Annotated in this window: 16 protein-coding genes; 8 read left to right on the top strand and 8 right to left on the bottom strand. The window is 63.0% G+C overall.

The genetic code is table 11. From position 1 onward, the window contains the following. Positions 1–103 precede the first annotated feature (103 nt). Together gpt and ABIB73_RS17465 are read right to left on the bottom strand one after the other, a co-directional pair. A complete protein-coding gene (gpt, locus tag ABIB73_RS17470) occupies positions 104–631 on the bottom strand; it encodes a xanthine phosphoribosyltransferase (protein WP_354225615.1) in 528 nt (175 codons plus the stop codon). A gap of 38 nt (positions 632–669) precedes the next feature. Then, entirely contained in the window at positions 670–1,407 is a 738-nt protein-coding gene (locus ABIB73_RS17465; protein ID WP_354225614.1) for a competence/damage-inducible protein A, read from the bottom strand. A gap of 224 nt (positions 1,408–1,631) precedes the next feature. Between ABIB73_RS17465 and ABIB73_RS17460 the strand changes: the two genes are divergently transcribed. From ABIB73_RS17460 to ABIB73_RS17435, 6 genes are all read left to right on the top strand, one after another. Beyond that, entirely contained in the window at positions 1,632–3,050 is a 1,419-nt protein-coding gene (locus tag ABIB73_RS17460) for a circularly permuted type 2 ATP-grasp protein (RefSeq protein ID WP_354225612.1), read from the top strand. A gap of 4 nt (positions 3,051–3,054) precedes the next feature. Next, entirely contained in the window at positions 3,055–3,999 is a 945-nt protein-coding gene (locus ABIB73_RS17455; protein ID WP_354225610.1) for an alpha-E domain-containing protein, read from the top strand. Between the two features lie 68 nt (positions 4,000–4,067). Beyond that, on the top strand, positions 4,068–4,916 hold the full coding sequence (locus ABIB73_RS17450; protein WP_354225933.1) for a transglutaminase family protein: 849 nt from the start codon (positions 4,068–4,070) through the stop codon (positions 4,914–4,916). A gap of 83 nt (positions 4,917–4,999) precedes the next feature. Continuing rightward, positions 5,000–5,407 (top strand): carboxymuconolactone decarboxylase family protein, encoded by a 408-nt coding sequence (locus ABIB73_RS17445; RefSeq protein WP_354225608.1) that lies wholly within the window; start codon positions 5,000–5,002, stop codon positions 5,405–5,407. A gap of 217 nt (positions 5,408–5,624) precedes the next feature. Beyond that, complete coding sequence (locus ABIB73_RS17440) at positions 5,625–6,383, top strand: proteasome-type protease (protein ID WP_354225606.1); 759 nt, start codon at positions 5,625–5,627, stop codon at positions 6,381–6,383. Between the two features lie 39 nt (positions 6,384–6,422). Continuing rightward, positions 6,423–7,181: an SDR family oxidoreductase gene (locus ABIB73_RS17435; RefSeq protein WP_354225604.1), complete on the top strand. Its 759-nt coding sequence runs from the start codon at positions 6,423–6,425 to the stop codon at positions 7,179–7,181. A gap of 281 nt (positions 7,182–7,462) precedes the next feature. On the opposite strand, the gene ABIB73_RS17430 is transcribed toward ABIB73_RS17435, so the two are convergent. Beyond that, positions 7,463–8,740, bottom strand: a complete 1,278-nt coding sequence (locus tag ABIB73_RS17430) for an MFS transporter (protein WP_354225602.1) — start codon at positions 8,738–8,740, stop codon at positions 7,463–7,465. 133 nt (positions 8,741–8,873) lie between these two features. Here ABIB73_RS17430 and ABIB73_RS17425 point away from each other — a divergent pair, with 133 nt between their 5' ends. Further along, positions 8,874–10,124, top strand: a complete 1,251-nt coding sequence (locus ABIB73_RS17425) for a NupC/NupG family nucleoside CNT transporter (protein ID WP_354225600.1) — start codon at positions 8,874–8,876, stop codon at positions 10,122–10,124. A gap of 7 nt (positions 10,125–10,131) precedes the next feature. On the opposite strand, the gene ABIB73_RS17420 is transcribed toward ABIB73_RS17425, so the two are convergent. Beyond that, positions 10,132–11,202 carry a threonine aldolase family protein gene (locus tag ABIB73_RS17420; RefSeq protein WP_354225598.1) on the bottom strand — a complete coding sequence of 357 codons (1,071 nt, stop codon included), beginning with the start codon at positions 11,200–11,202 and terminating at the stop codon, positions 10,132–10,134. 27 nt (positions 11,203–11,229) lie between these two features. Then, the gene (locus ABIB73_RS17415) at positions 11,230–12,150 is read right to left on the bottom strand and encodes an amino acid ABC transporter substrate-binding protein (protein ID WP_354225596.1); all 921 of its coding nucleotides are present in this window, start codon (positions 12,148–12,150) and stop codon (positions 11,230–11,232) included. Between the two features lie 154 nt (positions 12,151–12,304). On the opposite strand from ABIB73_RS17415, the gene ABIB73_RS17410 reads away from it, so the two are divergent. Continuing rightward, complete coding sequence (locus tag ABIB73_RS17410; protein WP_354225594.1) at positions 12,305–13,225, top strand: LysR substrate-binding domain-containing protein; 921 nt, start codon at positions 12,305–12,307, stop codon at positions 13,223–13,225. Between the two features lie 178 nt (positions 13,226–13,403). Here ABIB73_RS17410 and ABIB73_RS17405 read toward each other — a convergent pair whose 3' ends face one another. The 3 genes from ABIB73_RS17405 to ABIB73_RS17395 form a co-directional block, all read right to left on the bottom strand. Beyond that, positions 13,404–14,153, bottom strand: a complete 750-nt coding sequence (locus ABIB73_RS17405; protein ID WP_354225592.1) for a bestrophin-like domain — start codon at positions 14,151–14,153, stop codon at positions 13,404–13,406. 65 nt (positions 14,154–14,218) lie between these two features. After that, positions 14,219–15,541: a TAXI family TRAP transporter solute-binding subunit gene (locus tag ABIB73_RS17400; protein WP_354225590.1), complete on the bottom strand. Its 1,323-nt coding sequence runs from the start codon at positions 15,539–15,541 to the stop codon at positions 14,219–14,221. A gap of 133 nt (positions 15,542–15,674) precedes the next feature. Next, positions 15,675–15,923, bottom strand: coding sequence for a hypothetical protein (locus tag ABIB73_RS17395; protein WP_354225588.1), 249 nt, complete (start codon positions 15,921–15,923; stop codon positions 15,675–15,677). Between the last annotated feature and the right edge of the window lie 149 nt (positions 15,924–16,072).

Below are 16,072 nucleotides of genomic sequence, written 5' to 3'. Positions count from 1 at the left end.
GGGCTGCATCCACAGATATGGTGAGAGACGGACTCGCGGAAGCTCCCCTCACCCGGCGCTTCGCGCCGACCTCTCCCCGCGAGCGGGGCGAAGTAAGAAAAAATCACGCCGCGCCGTCGCGGAGCGGCGGGTGGTAGGACAGCGCGGTGTCCCAGGGAAAGAAGATCCAGGTGTCCTGCGACACCTCGGTGATGTAGGTATCGACCAGCGGGCGTCCCTTCGGCTTGGCGTAGACGGTGGCGAAATGCGCGTCGGGCAGCATCTCGCGGACCAGCTTGCCGGTCTTGCCGGTGTCGACGAGGTCGTCGACGATCAAGAGCCCCTTGCCGGTACCGCCACCGAGCTTCATCGCCGCATCCGAGATACCCTTGAGAACCTGCAGGTCGCCCTGCTTGGTGTGATCGTAGCTTGCGATACAGACCGTATCGATCACGCGCACGCCGAGCTCGCGCGCCACAATCGCGGCCGGCACCAGGCCGCCGCGGGTAATCGCGATCACCGCGTGGAACGGGCCAACCTCGTTGAGCCGCCAGGTCAGCGCCCGGCAATCCCGGTGGAACTGGTCCCAAGAAACCGGGAAGGCCTTGCCTGCGCGCTCCTGCGCGCTCAATTCCGGTGCTTCACCAGCCATCATCGTCTCCTGCCAAATCTTCGTCCGGCAGCTCCCTGCTACCGGCTGATATTCAATCCCGCCAGCATTTCCTTCACCGCTGCCATCGCCGCCGCAAGCTTGTCCGCGTCGCGCGAGCGCACCACCAGATTGGTGTTCGGCTTCGAATCCTCGTCCATGAAGGGATAGCTGCCGATGATGGTGTCGGGGTGGGCGGCGGCGATCGCCCGCAGCGGGCTGCCGATGTCGCCTTCCCGCGCATTGGCGCGGACTGATTCGGACAGCATGCGGACGCCGGATTTCAGCTTGGGCGAGACGATATCCATCATCGCCTGCATGATCGACGGCACGCCGGCCATGACGATGACATTGCCGATCTTGAAGCCGGGGGCGAGGATGGTGGCGCTCTGGATCAGCTCGGCCCCGTCGGGGATGCGCGCCATGCGCAGGCGGGCCTCATTGAGGTCCTGCTCGCTCCAGCGCTCGCGAAAGCGGGCGACCACCTCCGGGTGGTGGTCGATGTCGACGCCAAAGGCCTTGGCGACGCTGTCGGCGGTGATGTCGTCATGAGTCGGCCCGATGCCGCCGGTGGTGAAGACGTAGGTGTAGCGATGCCGCAGTGCATCCAGCGCGGCAATGATGTCGGCCTCGTCGTCGGAGACGACCCGGACTTCCTTGAGGTCGATGCCGATATTGGTCAGATATTCGGCGATGAAGCCAATATTCTTGTCCTTGGTCCGGCCCGACAGGATTTCATCCCCGATGACCAGAATGCCCGCCGTGACGATCTCGCTCATAACTTAAGTCCCTCACCTGTCGCGCCGAATTTGCCGGGGTAACGCGTTGAAGTCACGCGCTTTTGCTGCCGAAATAAGCAGTCCTCAGCCATTTTTTCAGGCAAGCCCCCGGCCATCCCCGGCAAAAATCGCAAGTCCATGCTTATCGCGCTGGCCCGGCCCTTGCTACCACCTAGCAAAGTCATGCACTCTTGCCGCATGGCCACGGAGACAAGTCGGGATCTATGGCAGTCGCGTTTGACGAAATGAACATTCCCGGCGGGGACCTTCGCCCTGCCTACCAGGAGCTGGCGCGCTGGCTCAAGGAGACGCCTCCCGAGGCGCTTGAATATCGCCGCCAGGAAGCCGAGCTCCTGTTCCGCCGAATCGGCATCACCTTTGCTGTCTATGGCGATTCCGAATCCACAGAGCGCCTGATCCCCTTTGACGTAATCCCGCGGATCATGTCGGGCCAGGAATGGGCGCTGCTGGAGAAGGGGCTGAAGCAGCGCGTGCGCGCGCTCAACATGTTTCTGCGCGACATCTATCACGGCCGCGACATCCTCCGCGCCGAGATCGTGCCCGACGATCTGATCTTCCAGAACCCGGTTTTCCGGCCCGAAATGAACGGCCAGCAGGTGCCGCACGACGTCTACGTGCACATCGCCGGCATCGACATCGTCCGGGTCGACGCCAACGACTTCATCGTGCTGGAGGACAATGCGCGCACGCCGTCGGGCGTGTCCTACATGCTGGAAAACCGCGAAATCATGATGCGGCTGTTCCCGGATCTGTTCGCCCGCCACAGGGTGGCGCCGGTCGAGCGCTATCCGGACGAACTGCTCTCAGCCCTGCGCTCGGTCGCGCCGCAAGGCGCTTCGGGCGAGCCGACGGTCGCCCTGCTCACGCCCGGCGTCTACAACTCCGCGTACTACGAGCACTCCTTCCTCGCCGACAAGCTTGGCATCGAGCTCGTCGAGGGGCGTGACCTCATCATCAAGAACAACGAAGTGTTCATGCGGACGACCGAGGGGGTGAAACGGGTCGACGTGATCTATCGCCGCGTCGACGACGATTTCATCGACCCTCTCACCTTCCGCCCCGACTCCGTGCTCGGCGTACCCGGACTGATGTCGGCCTACGCGGCCGGCAACATCACGCTCGCCAACGCGGTCGGCACCGGCATCGCCGACGACAAGGCGATCTACTCCTACATGCCGGATATCGTAAAATTCTATCTCGGCGAGGAGCCGATCCTGAAGAACGTGCAGACCTGGCGCTGCCGCGAGCCGAAGGATCTGGCTTACGTGCTCGACAATCTCGGCGAGCTCGTCGTCAAGGAAGTGCACGGCTCCGGCGGCTACGGCATGCTGATCGGACCGGCTGCGACGAAAGCGACCATCGAGGCCTTCCGCGAGAAGCTGAAGCGCGAGCCGGAAGGCTTTATCGCGCAGCCGACGCTGGCGCTCTCGACCTGTCCGACCTGCACCGCAAGCGGCCTCGCGCCGCGCCACGTCGACCTGCGGCCCTTCGTGCTCACTGGCAGCAAGAGCACGACGATCGTGCCGGGCGGCCTGACACGTGTTGCGCTGAAGGAAGGCTCCCTGGTGGTGAATTCGAGCCAGGGCGGCGGTACCAAAGACACCTGGATTTTGGACGAGTAGAGAGATGCTGTCGCGTACCGCCGAAAACCTCTACTGGCTCGCCCGCTACGTCGAACGGGCCGAATATCTCGCGCGCACTATCGATGCGACGCTACGCGTCACAGCACTTCCAGCCGCCTATATCGGCAAGACCAATGAATGGGACTCGGCGCTTTTGACCGCCGGCGTCGCCGCGAGCTTCTATCAGCAGTATGAGGAAGCCAACGAGCACAACGTCGTCGACTACCTCTCGTTCTCGGCGAACAATCCGTCCTCGATCAGGAACTGCATCGAGGCGGCGCGGCTGAACTCCCGCTCGGTACGCACCGCGCTCACCAGCGAGATGTGGGACACCATCAACTCGGCCTGGATCGAATTGCAGGAGGTCTGGAGCAAGGGCACCTCGACGCGCGAGGATCTCGCGAAATTCCTGCGCTTCGTGCAGGAGACCTCGCTGCGCTTCGACGGCTCGGCCTACCGGACCATGCTGCGCAACGACGCCTACTGGTTCTCGCGGATGGGCGTGCATCTCGAGCGCGCCGACAACACCGCGCGCATTCTCGACGTGAAGTATCACGTGCTCTTGCCCGAAGAGGAGCACGTCGGCGGCCCGCTCGACTTCTATCAGTGGACCTCGATCCTGCGTTCGGTTTCGGCGCTGACGGCCTATCACTGGGTCTATCGCGAGACGCTGAAACCCTGGCTGATCGCGGACCTCCTGATCCTCAACGACACGCTGCCGCGCTCGCTTGCGAGCTGCTACGGCAATCTCGTGCGCAACCTCGACCAGATCGGCGTCGCCTACGGCCGCCAGGGCCCTGCCCAGCGCCACGCCCGCGGCATCCGCAACCGGCTCGAACACAGCAATATGAACGACATCTTCCAGCATGGCGTGCATGAATTCATTCAGGAATTCATCGCGGACAATTCAAGGCTGGGCGAAATCATCACGAAGCAGTATTTGATCTGATACTGCTGTCATTTCAGGGCGCGCCGCAGGGCAAGCCCGAAATGACGACGCCAGAACAACGGTCCAACATGCGCCTGCGAATCCAGCACACCACGACCTATCGCTACGAGCCGCAGGCCACCAGCGTGATCCAGATCCTGCGGATGACGCCGTGCAGCCACGACGGGCAATATGTGGCGGAATGGCAGATCGATGTTTCGACCGACACCAAGCTCGACACCCATGAAGACGCCTTCGGCAACGTCACCCATGTTCTGTCCTGCGGGCCCGTTGGCGACATCAAGATCACCGCCGAGGGCCTGATCGAGACCCACGACACCGGCGGCGTGCTGCGCGGCGCCGACGAGCGCTTTCCGGCCGGCATGTTCCTGCGCACGACCGAACTGACCGAGGTCAATCCAGCGATGGCAGCGGTTGCGCGCCAGTTGCGCAGCGAGGCCGAGAGCGACACGCTCGGCTTCCTGCACACGCTGATGACGCAGATCAGCGAGCACATGACCTTCGACGAGGACCCGACCAACAGCGGCACGTCAGCCGCGGACGCGTTCACGCTCAAGCGCGGCGTCTGCCAGGACTACGCGCATATCTTCATCGCCTGCGCCCGCAGCGGCGGCGTGCCGGCGCGCTTCGTCTCCGGCCACTTTTTGCGCTCCGATGGCACGGTGCATCAGGACGCCGGTCACGCCTGGGCGGAGGCTTACGTCCCCGATCTCGGCTGGATCGGTTTCGATCCCGCCAACAGCATCTGCACCACGGACGCCCATGTCCGTGTCGCGATCGGGCTCGACTATCTCGGCGCCGCACCCGTTCGCGGGACGCGCTACGGCGGTGGCGCCGAGACGCTGTCGGTCGCGGTCAAGGTCGAGCAGGCCGGCCGCGGCGGGCAATCGCAGTCGCAATCACAGCGGCAGAGCTAGCCGTACTCGCCACACGGCGCTGCCGGCCGACCGCATGAGCCGTGCTATAATCGCAGGGTCAGACCAGACCCGCGAGGTACCCCATGGCAACCGTAAAGCTGCTTTCGGACGATGAACTTTCCAGCGAGGCGCGCGCCGTTTTCGACGACATCCGCAGAACGCGGCAGTCGGATTTCGTCAATAATTTCTGGCGCGCGGTGGCGCATGATCCGAAGACGCTGCGGCGGACGTGGGAGAGCGTCAAGGAGGTGATGGCGCCTGGGGCGCTCGATCCCAAGACCAAGGAAATGCTCTATGTCGCGGTTTCGGTGGCGCATGGCTGCAGCTACTGCATCCATTCGCACACCGCCAACGCACGGGCCAAGGGTATGACCGAGGCCGAATATGGCGAAATGCTCGCCATCATCGGCATGGCCGCGCAGACGAACCGGCTGGTCACAGCGCTCGGCGTCCCCGTCGATGAGGCGTTTCTCGTCGATGGCCCTGACTGAGGTGGCCAATCGCAGTCTCAGCGGCAGAGCTAGCCGTCATTCCGGGGCGCGCGGCAGCGCGAGCCCGAAATCCATCGGGCCACAGAGTTAGTGGATGGATAGATTCCGGGCTCGCGACTTCGTCGCGCCCCGGAATGACACGGCCTCCCCGGGAATTGGGGTTGGAGCGGCCCCTGAAATTGGCTACTAGTCTCGCGCAAACGTTCGGGGATTGGAAATGACCTATTGTTGCGGAATCCTGGTTCGGGACGGTCTGGTGATGATCGCCGACACCCGCACCAATGCCGGCCTCGACAATGTCTCGACCTTCCGCAAGCTCCACATCTTCTCCAAGCCCGGCGACCGCATCATGGCCATTGCCAGCGCGGGCAATCTCGCCATCAGCCAGTCCGTGCTCTCCACGCTGACCGAGGGCCTCGAAGATCCGACCACCGGCGACATCGAGACGCTGATGAACTCGCCGACCATGTTTCAGGCCGCCCAGCGCATCGGCCGGGCGATCCGCGCGGTGCATGCGACCGAAGGCCCGGCGCTGAAGTCCGAGGATGTCTCCTTCGACGTCTCCTTCCTGTTCGGCGGCCAGATCAAGGGCGCGCGCATGCGCCTGTTCATGGTCTACACCGCGGGCAATTTCATCGAATGCACCACCGACACGCCGTATTTGCAGATCGGCGAGCACAAATACGGCAAGCCGGTGCTCGACCGCGCCATGCATTACGACGTCGAGCTGTACGAGGCGCTGAAGACCGGCCTGATCTCGATGGACTCGACCATGCGCTCGAATCTCGGGGTCGGCCTGCCGATCGATGTGCTGGTGGTGCGCAGCGACGCCTGCGATGCCGACCTCAACCACCGCATCGAGGCGGGCGAGCCTTATTTCCACGATTTGCGCTCGCGCTGGTCGGCGGCGTTGCGCGCGGCACATCAGAACATCCCGCGGCCACCCTACAAGAACGAAAAAGAACCCAAAACCTGAAAGCCCAAATGAACTTGAAGAGAGAAAAGGCAGGAAACGATGAGTGAAGCAAAAAAGATCGCAGTGGTGACGGGCGCCGGCACCGGTGTCGGGCGCGCGGCGTCGCTGGCGCTGATGAACACCGGCTTCACCGCGGTGCTCGTGGGGCGCCGGCCCGACATGCTCGAGGAGACCGCCAAGCTCGGCCCGGCCGGCAAGAGCCTGTGTGTCACCGCCGACATGACCAAACCGGACTCGATCGCCGCCCTGTTTGCCAAGGTGAAGGAGACCTATGGCCGGCTGGACGTGCTCTTCAACAATGCCGGCATGGGCGCGCCGCCGGTGAATTTCGAGGATCTCGGCCTCGAGCAGTGGCAGGCAGTGGTGAACACCAATCTCACCGGTCCGTTCCTGTGCACCCAGCACGCCTTCCGCATCATGAAGGACCAGACTCCGCGCGGCGGCCGCATCATCAACAACGGCTCGATCTCGGCGCATGCGCCGCGACCGTTCTCTGCCGCCTACACCTCGACCAAGCACGCCATCACCGGCCTCACCAAGGCCTCCAACCTTGATGGGCGCATGTACGACATCGCGGTCGGCCAGGTCGACATCGGCAACGCCGCAACGCCGATGACCGACCGCATGGTCGCCGGTCCCGGCGTGATGCAGCCCGATGGCACGATGAAGCACGAGCCGCGCATGGACGCCAAGGCGGTCGGCGATGCCGTCGCCTACATGGCCGGCCTGCCGCTCGATGCCAACGTGCTGACCATGACGGTCATGGCCAGCAAGATGCCTTTCGTCGGACGGGGCTGAACTAAAAAACGCGAAAACAACCCCATGCACAGTAGGCGTCAAGGGGGGATCGATTGTTGCCGGTAGGCGGGGTGAGGCGAAGTAACCCCTCACGCCGCCTCCACAATCGTCATTGCGAGCGCAGCGAAGCAATCCAGGTAACCGGTCTCGTGCCCCGGACGCTGCGCGGCATGAAATGACGCGCTGCTGAGCCGGGGCCCATCTCTCAGCACGGCCAATATGGGTCCCGGTTCTGCAGCGCATCGTCACACGCTGCGCTGCGCCCGGGACACAAGATCTCGTTACTCCAGGCTCTCCACCTGCCGCAGGCTCGGAAACAGCTTCATCCAGAGCAGCGCCACCGCAATCGTGCAGACGCCGCCGAGCACGGCGGCCGGCATCGCGCCGAGCAGTGCGGCCGCCACTCCGCTCTCGAACTGGCCGAGCTGGTTCGAGGCGTTGATGAAGAGGAAGTTGACTGCCCCGACCCGGCCGCGCATCTCGTCGGGGGTCGCAAGCTGCACCAGCGAGAAGCGGATCACGACGCTGATCGTGTCGGCCGCGCCCAAAATGGCAAGCGAGAGCACCGACAGCCACATCCAGGACGACAGCGCGAATACGATTGTGGCAATGCCGAACACGATCACCGCCTGAAACATGCGCAGGCCGACATGCCGCGTGATGGCGTGACGCGCCAACACCGTCGTCATCAAGAGCGCGCCGACCGCCGGCGCCGCACGCAACACGCCGAGCCCCATTGGACCGGTCTGGAGGATGTCGCGGGCATAGATCGGCAATAGCGCCGTGACGCCGCCGAACAGCACCGCGAACAGATCGAGCGAGATGGTGCCGAGGATCGCCGGATTGCTGCGGATGAAGCGGACGCCGGCAAAGATGTTGTCCGAGCTCGTCCCCTCCTTGGCGACCGCCTGCGGACGCGGCCGGATGAAACCGGTCAGGATCATCCCAAAAATCCAGAACAGCAGCATCACGGCATAGGCAAGATGCGGCGCGATCGCATAGGCGAAGCCGCCGAGCGCCGGACCCGTGATGGTCGCGACCTGTCCCGCACCGCTCGCGACGGCCGTCGCGCGCTGCAGCGATCCCTGCGGCGCGATCAGCGGCAAGAGCGCCGCCGTGGTCGGGCTCTCGAACGCGCCGGCAATGCCGAGCACGAAGGTCGCGACGAAAATCTGTACCTCGCTGACCGCGCCGAGATAGGTGATGACGCCGAGATAGAGCGCGGTCGCCGCTTCCACGAGCTGGCAGAGCTGAACGACGCGCTTGCGCTCAAAACGGTCGGCGGCGTGGCCGGCGACGAACACCAGCAGCGCCGTGGGGAGAAACTGGACCAGGCCGACCATGCCGAGGTCGAAGGCCGAGCCGGTGAGATCGTAGATCTGCCAGCCGATCGCGACCGCCGCGATCTGGCTGGAAAAGCGCGACAGGCTGCGCGAGAGCAGGAAGAACAGGAAGGCGCGGTGGGAAAGGAGCGCGCGGGCACTGACCGGCTGATTCGCTGACACCGGCTGCTCTTCGCCTATCTCTTCGCTTGCCTCTTGGCTCACCTGTGGGACCATCCGCGCCTGACGATAACGAGGCCCCGCGTGGCTGACGCAGAGGTGCTTGTCAACAGCGGGACGCCTACCGGCTCTTCCGGCATTGCGTTTGCAACGCACGCGCGGCCATAATCATTGGGGGTTTGGGGACATCATGCTGCGGCTGCAATCGGCACTCGGCGTTTTCGCATTGCTGCTGATCGCCTTCGCGTTGGCGGAGAATCGCCGAGCGGTCTCGCTGCGCCAGGCGGCGATCGGGCTCGCCGTGACCTTCGTCACCGCGATCGTGCTCCTGAAGGTGCCGGTCGTCGCGCACGCCTTCGGCGCCATCAACGATGCGGTCGGCGCGATCTCCGCGGCCTCGCGCGCCGGCTCCTCTTTCGTGTTCGGCTATATCGGCGGCGGTCCCCTGCCCTTTGATCTGAAGGCGCCGGGCGCCGACTTCATCCTGGCGTTCCAGGCGCTGCCGATCGTGCTCGTGATGAGCGTGCTGACGACGCTGCTGTTCTATTGGCGGGTGCTGCCGCCGGTCGTGCGCGGCATGGCCTGGCTGCTCGAGCGCACGCTCGGCGTCGGCGGCGCGGTCGGGCTGTCGACCGCGGCCAACATCTTCCTCGGCATGGTCGAGGCACCGCTGTTCGTGCGGCCGTATCTGGTGCAGATGACGCGCAGCGAATTGTTTCTGGTGATGACCGGCGGCATGGCCGGCATCGCCGGCACGGTGCTGGTGCTCTACGCGACGCTGCTTGCTCCCCTCATTCCCGACGCAGCCGCGCATTTCGTCATTGCCTCGGTGCTGGGCGCGCCGGCCGCGATCCTCATCAGCCTGATCATGGTGCCCGAGACATCCGACAAGCGCACCGGCGGTGCGCTGGAAGATCCCGAGATGGAAGTGTCCAGCACGATGGATGCGATCGTGAAAGGCACGAGCGCGGGGATCGAGCTGCTGATCAACATCGTCGCCATGCTGCTGGTGCTGGTGGCGCTGGTCTATCTCGTCAATGCCATCCTCGGCCTGCTGCCTGATATCGGCGGCGCCGCGATCTCGTTGCAGCGCCTGCTTGGGCTGGTGATGGCGCCGGTGTGCTGGCTGATGGGGCTGCCCTGGGATCAGGCGGTGACGGCCGGGAGCCTGATGGGCACCAAGACCGTGCTCAACGAATTGATCGCCTATGTCGATCTGTCAAAATTGGCGCCGGACGCACTCGATGCGCGCTCGCGGCTGATCATGCTCTATGCGATGTGCGGCTTCGCCAATTTTGCCAGCCTCGGCATCATGATCGGCGGCCTCGGCGTGATGGCACCGGAGCGCCGCGAGGAGATCAACGCGCTCGGACTGAAGTCGATCGTATCGGGCACGCTGACGACGTGCTTGATGGGCGCGATCGTCGGGGTGTTGAGCTAGGCTCTCTCTAAGCCAAAACTCCAGCCACGGTACGAAATGCCATGACCGCGCGATCAATATCCGCATCATCGATATGGCGATGGGTCACACAACGCAAGCGATGCCTGCCCCAAGGCCTCGCCTTCAGGCCCGCCGACTCGAGAGCCCCCGACCACGCGGCGCTGTCACGCCCGGAGAGAGAGACATCGACCTGCACGATATTCGTCTGCGGGATTGTGGCGCTGACCTTTGGACTCAGCACGTTCAAAGCGTCACTCAGGGCTCGCGCACGCCGGTGATCTTCCGCCAGACGCGCACCCATGACCTGAACGGCCTCCAGGCCGGCTGCGGCCAGGATGCCGATTTGGCGCTGCGTGCCTCCCAGCATGCGGCGGAATCTGCGGCTCCTGTCGATCACGGCGCGCGGCCCGGCGAGCACGGCACCGGCCGGCGCGCTCAGGCCCTTCGATAGACACAGGGAGACCGTGTCGCAATGCCTCGCAACCTGAGCCGGCGCCACTTCAAGGGCAATTGCGGCATTGAAGAGCCGCGCTCCATCGAGATGCACCGGGACGCCGCGGGACGAGGCCATGGCGTGCACCGCCTGCATATGCTCCAGCGGCAGCACGGCGCCGCTCGCATTGTTGTGCGAGGTTTCCATCGCGACAAGGGCGGTCCTGAGCTTATGCCCATCGCCCTGCATCGCGTCCTGAAGCAAATTCAGGTCCATCGCGCCGGCGGTCCCGGCAACGGCGAGATAGAACTGCCCCGTAAACGTAGCCGCCCCTCGTTCAGAGGTGTACATATGGGCACTGGATTCCAACACTATCTGTTCGCTGCGCTGCGACTGCGCCAGCGTCGCCAACAGATTGGCCATGGTGCAGCTCGGCACAAACAGGCCGGCGTCCTTGCCCAACGCCGCAGCTGCGACGGCCTCCAATTCCCTCACCGTGGGGTCACCGTCCAGCCCGTCATCGCCGATCGGCGCCGAGGCCATGCGGGCATACATCGCCTCGGTCGGCCTGGTGACCGTATCGCTGCGCAGGTCGATGGGCGGCAACTCAGCGCCCGCCGAGTTCGTCTCGTGTTGATGTGCCATTGCGGGACCTCTAGAGCGCTTGGCGCGTCATTCGTAGACTGCCGGGTCGCCGGAATCGGTCGGGTTGGCCAGCGCGCGCTTGAGGGCGGCGCTCATCGGAAATTTCAGATTGAGGCCGTGCGGCGGGATTGGTGAATTGAAATATTTGTCGTAGAGCGCCGCGATCTGTCCGCTCTTCATCAGGTCGATCACGGCCTCGTCGACCATCTTCTTGAAAGCAGGATCATCCTTGGGTTCGACGATGCCGTAGGGCGCCATCTCGAGACCCTTGCTACCGATCAGGAAGTCATTCGGCGCCCTGGACGAGGCGACCGTGGCATAGGCGAGACCGTCATCGTTGGCTGTGCCGGCCACCCGGCCCGTCGACACCAACAAGAAGGTCTCGGCGGTGTCTTTGGCCGGCACGACCGTGATGCCAAGATTGTTCCTGGCGTTGATCTGCGTAATCACCTTGAAAGTCTGGCCGCCGGCTTGGGCGGCGATGGCCTTGCCGCGAAACGAAGCCGGGTCGTTGACATCGACCCCGCCATCCTTGCGCGCGACGAGGACGACCTGCGCAACGAAGATGGTGGGAGCAAAGGCGACGAGTTTATGCCGCTCGACATTATTGGTCGTGTTGCCGCATTCGAGATCGATCGTACCGTTGGCGAGCAGCTGAATACGTGTCGCCGAGGTTATGGGGTTATAGCGAGTCTCGAGCTTGGGGAGCTTGAGGGCCGTCTTGATCGCCTGCACCACCCGTTCACAGATTTCCACGGTATAGCCGACCGGCTTCTGGTTGCCGTCGAGATAGGCGAAGGGCACCGAGGTCTCGGGATACCCCAATGTGATCGAGCCGCTCTCACGGATCTTGTCCAGCCTGCTCGCACCCTGGGCCATGGCCTCGCTGGAAAGAAGAACTACAGCGACGGTCGCCGTGGCGAGTGCCTTGATCGCTGTCGCTTTCATGTCGTCCCCTTTTTTCGCGAATGTCCGTGACACCGCCCACGGTGGGTAGGCAACGACAGGACCGCTCCGTGCGAACGGCTTCATGCTCTGGACTATCGTCCAAAAGCTCGATCTGATGAAATTCCAGTTTCACACTCCCCTATACGGATTTGATATGGCCACCAGACGCATGGGCTTGAAGCATGTGGAGGCTTTTCGGGCAGTCTTCGTGACGGGATCGATGACGCAAGCGGCTCAGCGCATGCATACCTCGCAGCCCCAGATCAGCCGGCTGATCGGACAGTTGGAGGCGATCACGCAATTCCCGTTGTTCGACCGCAGTGGCGGCCGCCTCCGCCCGACCGTGGACGGATCGCGCTTTTTCCAGGAGGTCGAGAAGACCTTCATCGGCTTGGCGGGACTGGAGGCCAGCGCAGCCAGCATCCGCTCGTTCGGAATGGGTCGGCTAAGCGTTGCGGCGATGCCGCGCCTGGCCGGCGGCCTGCTGACGCGCATCGCGGCGCGCTTCAAAATGGACTATCCGCATGTGATGATCTCGATCCGATCCGGCGCGGCGAGCGCGGTGCACGACTGGGTCAGTTCGGGGCTTTGCGACGCCGGATTGGCAATGCTCTACGGCGAGGTTGCGGGGGTGCATGTCGAGCCGGTGCTCAAGACCCGTTGCGTCGCGATGATGCCGAAGGGGCATCGTCTTGCGCAGAAGAAGACGCTGCGTCCTGCCGATTTCGCCGATGAGGCCTTCATCTCCTTCGCCACGGGGAGTCCGCTCTACGATCGCATCGATACGATCTTCGCGCAGGCCGGCGTCACACGCCGCATTGTTGCCGAGACCGATCTGGGCGCATCGGTCTGTGCCCTGGTCGCGGCGGGCCTCGGCGTCAGCATCATCAACCCGATTGCCGCGCATGACGAAAGCTCTGGCGCGGCTCTGATCACGCGCCCCTTCAACCCTGCTGTCCCCGTTACGATCGCACTGCTCTATCCACCTTATGCCGCGCGCGGCCGGTTGATCGATGCCTTTAGCGAATATGCACGGAAGGTCATGAGCGAGGAATTGGGCTATCTTGAGCGGTAGTCGGCCGGTCCAGGAATGCCGTGAGATCGCCGCGAGGAGATCAACGCTCGGGCTGAAGTCGATTGTGTCGGGGCCCGCTGACGACGTGTTTGATGGGGGCGATCGTGGGGGTGTTGAGTTAGGACGTGTACTCAAATCCGATCAGCCCGCGAACGCATGCGATGTCCGCTATGCCCTCTTAGGGACCAAGCGGCGTGAGGGCGTTGCGCAGCGGCTCGCTGGAAATTTGCATCAAACCCGCAAATGGCTGACCGAGTTCCAGGACCAGGTAGATCGCCCCGGCAGCCGACAGTGCAAAAATGAACAGCGAGCCGAAAACGGTTGCGCCGGGTCTGGCAAACAAGCCGAAGCTTCCAAAGATGATGGTGAGCCAGAAAATCAGCACCACGAGGAACGGCATGGGGATTGAGTTATTCGTCTGTGCGAACAGCAGCAGGCGGGTTTGCGCAATCTCGGTGGCGATCTGTATGGCCCTGGCTTGCAGGGAGCGCTGGGAATCGTTCTGCGGCGAAAGCTGCTGAAGCTTCGCAAAGAATGCGTCGCTTGCGGCGCTCGCCTCGAAGGGGTTGGTCTTGGTAACCTCCGAACTTTTCTCGCGCCACATTCGATCGGCCAGAATGACGATGCTGCGCCGTAACAGGTTGCGTGAGTTGTTCGTCTCCGGTCCATACTGCGCCAGTAGATTGTCGAGCAGGACAACATTGCTCGTCATCTGCGTGACTTGGGTGCTCTGCGTGTCGTAGGAGCCCTTCGCCGAGGCGATCAGCAAGCCGAGGACAAGCGCGGCTATCGTCCCGATGAGGCCCGTGCCCAGCCTGACCACATCCTTGTCATCTGTGCTCAGACGATGTCCGGGAAGGAACATACCGAGCAGAGCGCCGACTGACATGCATATGAACGTGATGCACGATAACGCGATTGCATTCATGATTCACCCGTGTCGCGAGGCAGCGCCCGTCTCTCTGTTGGACATCCAGTTTAGCGGTGTGTCGCCTAGGCTGCGGAGGCAACTGGGGGTCTCTTAGCGATCAATGTGCGTCGGTCGTGAATCAAGCTCTCCAGCCGGTGGGCTGCCACGTTCAGTGTGGCATCATCCACCGCGCTCTCGTCTCCGGCAGCGGATTTGGCACGTTCCGCCGTTAGAATGCCGTCGATTTCTTCTTCGATATCCGACAGCTCGGCCTCGGCTTCGACTTTCCGGATCCGGCGCGCCAGGGCATAGAGAGAATCCAGCGGTCCTTCGGACGCGCGGTTGCCGATGCCCAGAAATTTCCACGCCGCCGCAAGCATGGTCAAAGCGCCGCCCAGCACCATCGGCGCCAAATAGATCCAGTTGCCGTACTCATCCATGAAGCTCTGCGTGGTGCTGTTATAGACGGCTGCCGCTCCAGGGTGCAGCGGAAGGTAGGCATCCTGGTCGGTGCTGGGCGCGGTAATCTGCGCGAAAATCGGCTGCTCGCGCAGAAGATCCCTGCGCACGCGCATAATCGCCTGCGTGAGGCGGGTTACGAGATCAGTGCCAAGCTTCATCTGCGCAACCAGGTATAGCGAGGTCCTCAAGGTTGTCAGATCGTCTTCCGGGACCGGCGGCGATCCCCGCAGCGTACCCTTCGGGACGTCGAAACTTTCAAAGGCACGTTCGGCATCTGCAATTGCGGCCGCGGACTCGATGGGGATCAGCACCGGCACCTTTTTATGGTCGAGCTGAAAAAATCCGCGGACGAGCGAGAGGTATTTTTCGGCGAGCGGGATCGTGACAAGCAGGACACTGACCTGTTTTGACTGAATGGCTTGCCGGACATCCGTCAAAGCGAGGTTCTTGAACGCAACTTTTGCGCTCGCCAGATCATATTCCTTGGTCAACGCGTCGACAATTTTGGCGTTCGCCACTCCGCCGACCACGCCGACCGTGCGTCCCTTCAGGTTGCTCATGCTATCGATGGACGATCCCGGCGGCGCGATGATCAGTACGACCATATGGCTGACGACGACAACGGCCTGCGCCTGCGACAAGTCACCGACATCGCCGCGAACCACGGCGAGATCGACCTTACCCGCGGAGAAGGCGTTAGCGGCCTCAAGCGCAGTGCCGCTGTCCACGACCTTGAGCCGCACCGGCGCATTCGTCGAAACGAGCTCGTCTGCTATTGCGGACATTGCCTTGGCGGCCTCGCCGTCGACCGAGCCGACCGCCACGGTCAGCGTTACCGGGCGAGTGTAGTACCGATAACCAATGAGACCTGCGCCTGCCGCAAAGACGACGACGCCGATAAGCAGAAAAAAACGAAGCCAGACGGGCAATTTTGTCGACATCATGCGCGTCACTCCAGCTCATTAGCTCTTCCGGTCCAAAGCTACGGCGGCGTCTATACAGGCCTCAAAAAACTCTGAACGTTGTTGTTACTCGCGTGGCACTCTCGTTTGGCGCGTCTTCATCTCGACGGTGCCATCAGGACACCGCGCAGATCGCTCGTGCCTTTCGGCTGGCGACTTCCGCGGGACAGCGCGGCAAGATCAGCTGTACCGCGATGAAATACGTCTTTTCACTTAGCACCGTGAAGCGCGAGTAATGAACCGTGCCAATCAAATCATTGGCTCGGAACAGCTCCGGCATCAGGGCAGGAAGCTCATCTGCCAGCAGCTTTGCGTCTGTCGAGAATTTCAGTGGAAAGCTAAGAGTAAAGTGGTTTTGATTCATCTGCACAACCCCTGGCGATTCCCGCAAGCATGCTGCGACCCATTTTCATGGCGGAGAACTCCCGTTGAGAGCTGTGCCTTGGAAAAGATAAGGTCTCGCAATCTCACAAAGATGGTCGCCTTGAGCGAGCGAACCTTGACTCAGATCAA

Source organism: Bradyrhizobium sp. F1.4.3 (genome assembly GCF_040548375.1).
Taxonomy (GTDB): Bacteria; Pseudomonadota; Alphaproteobacteria; order Rhizobiales; family Xanthobacteraceae; genus Bradyrhizobium.
The sequence above is the reverse complement of the archived record's forward strand: the minus strand, read 5'-3'. Positions and strand labels throughout refer to the sequence as shown.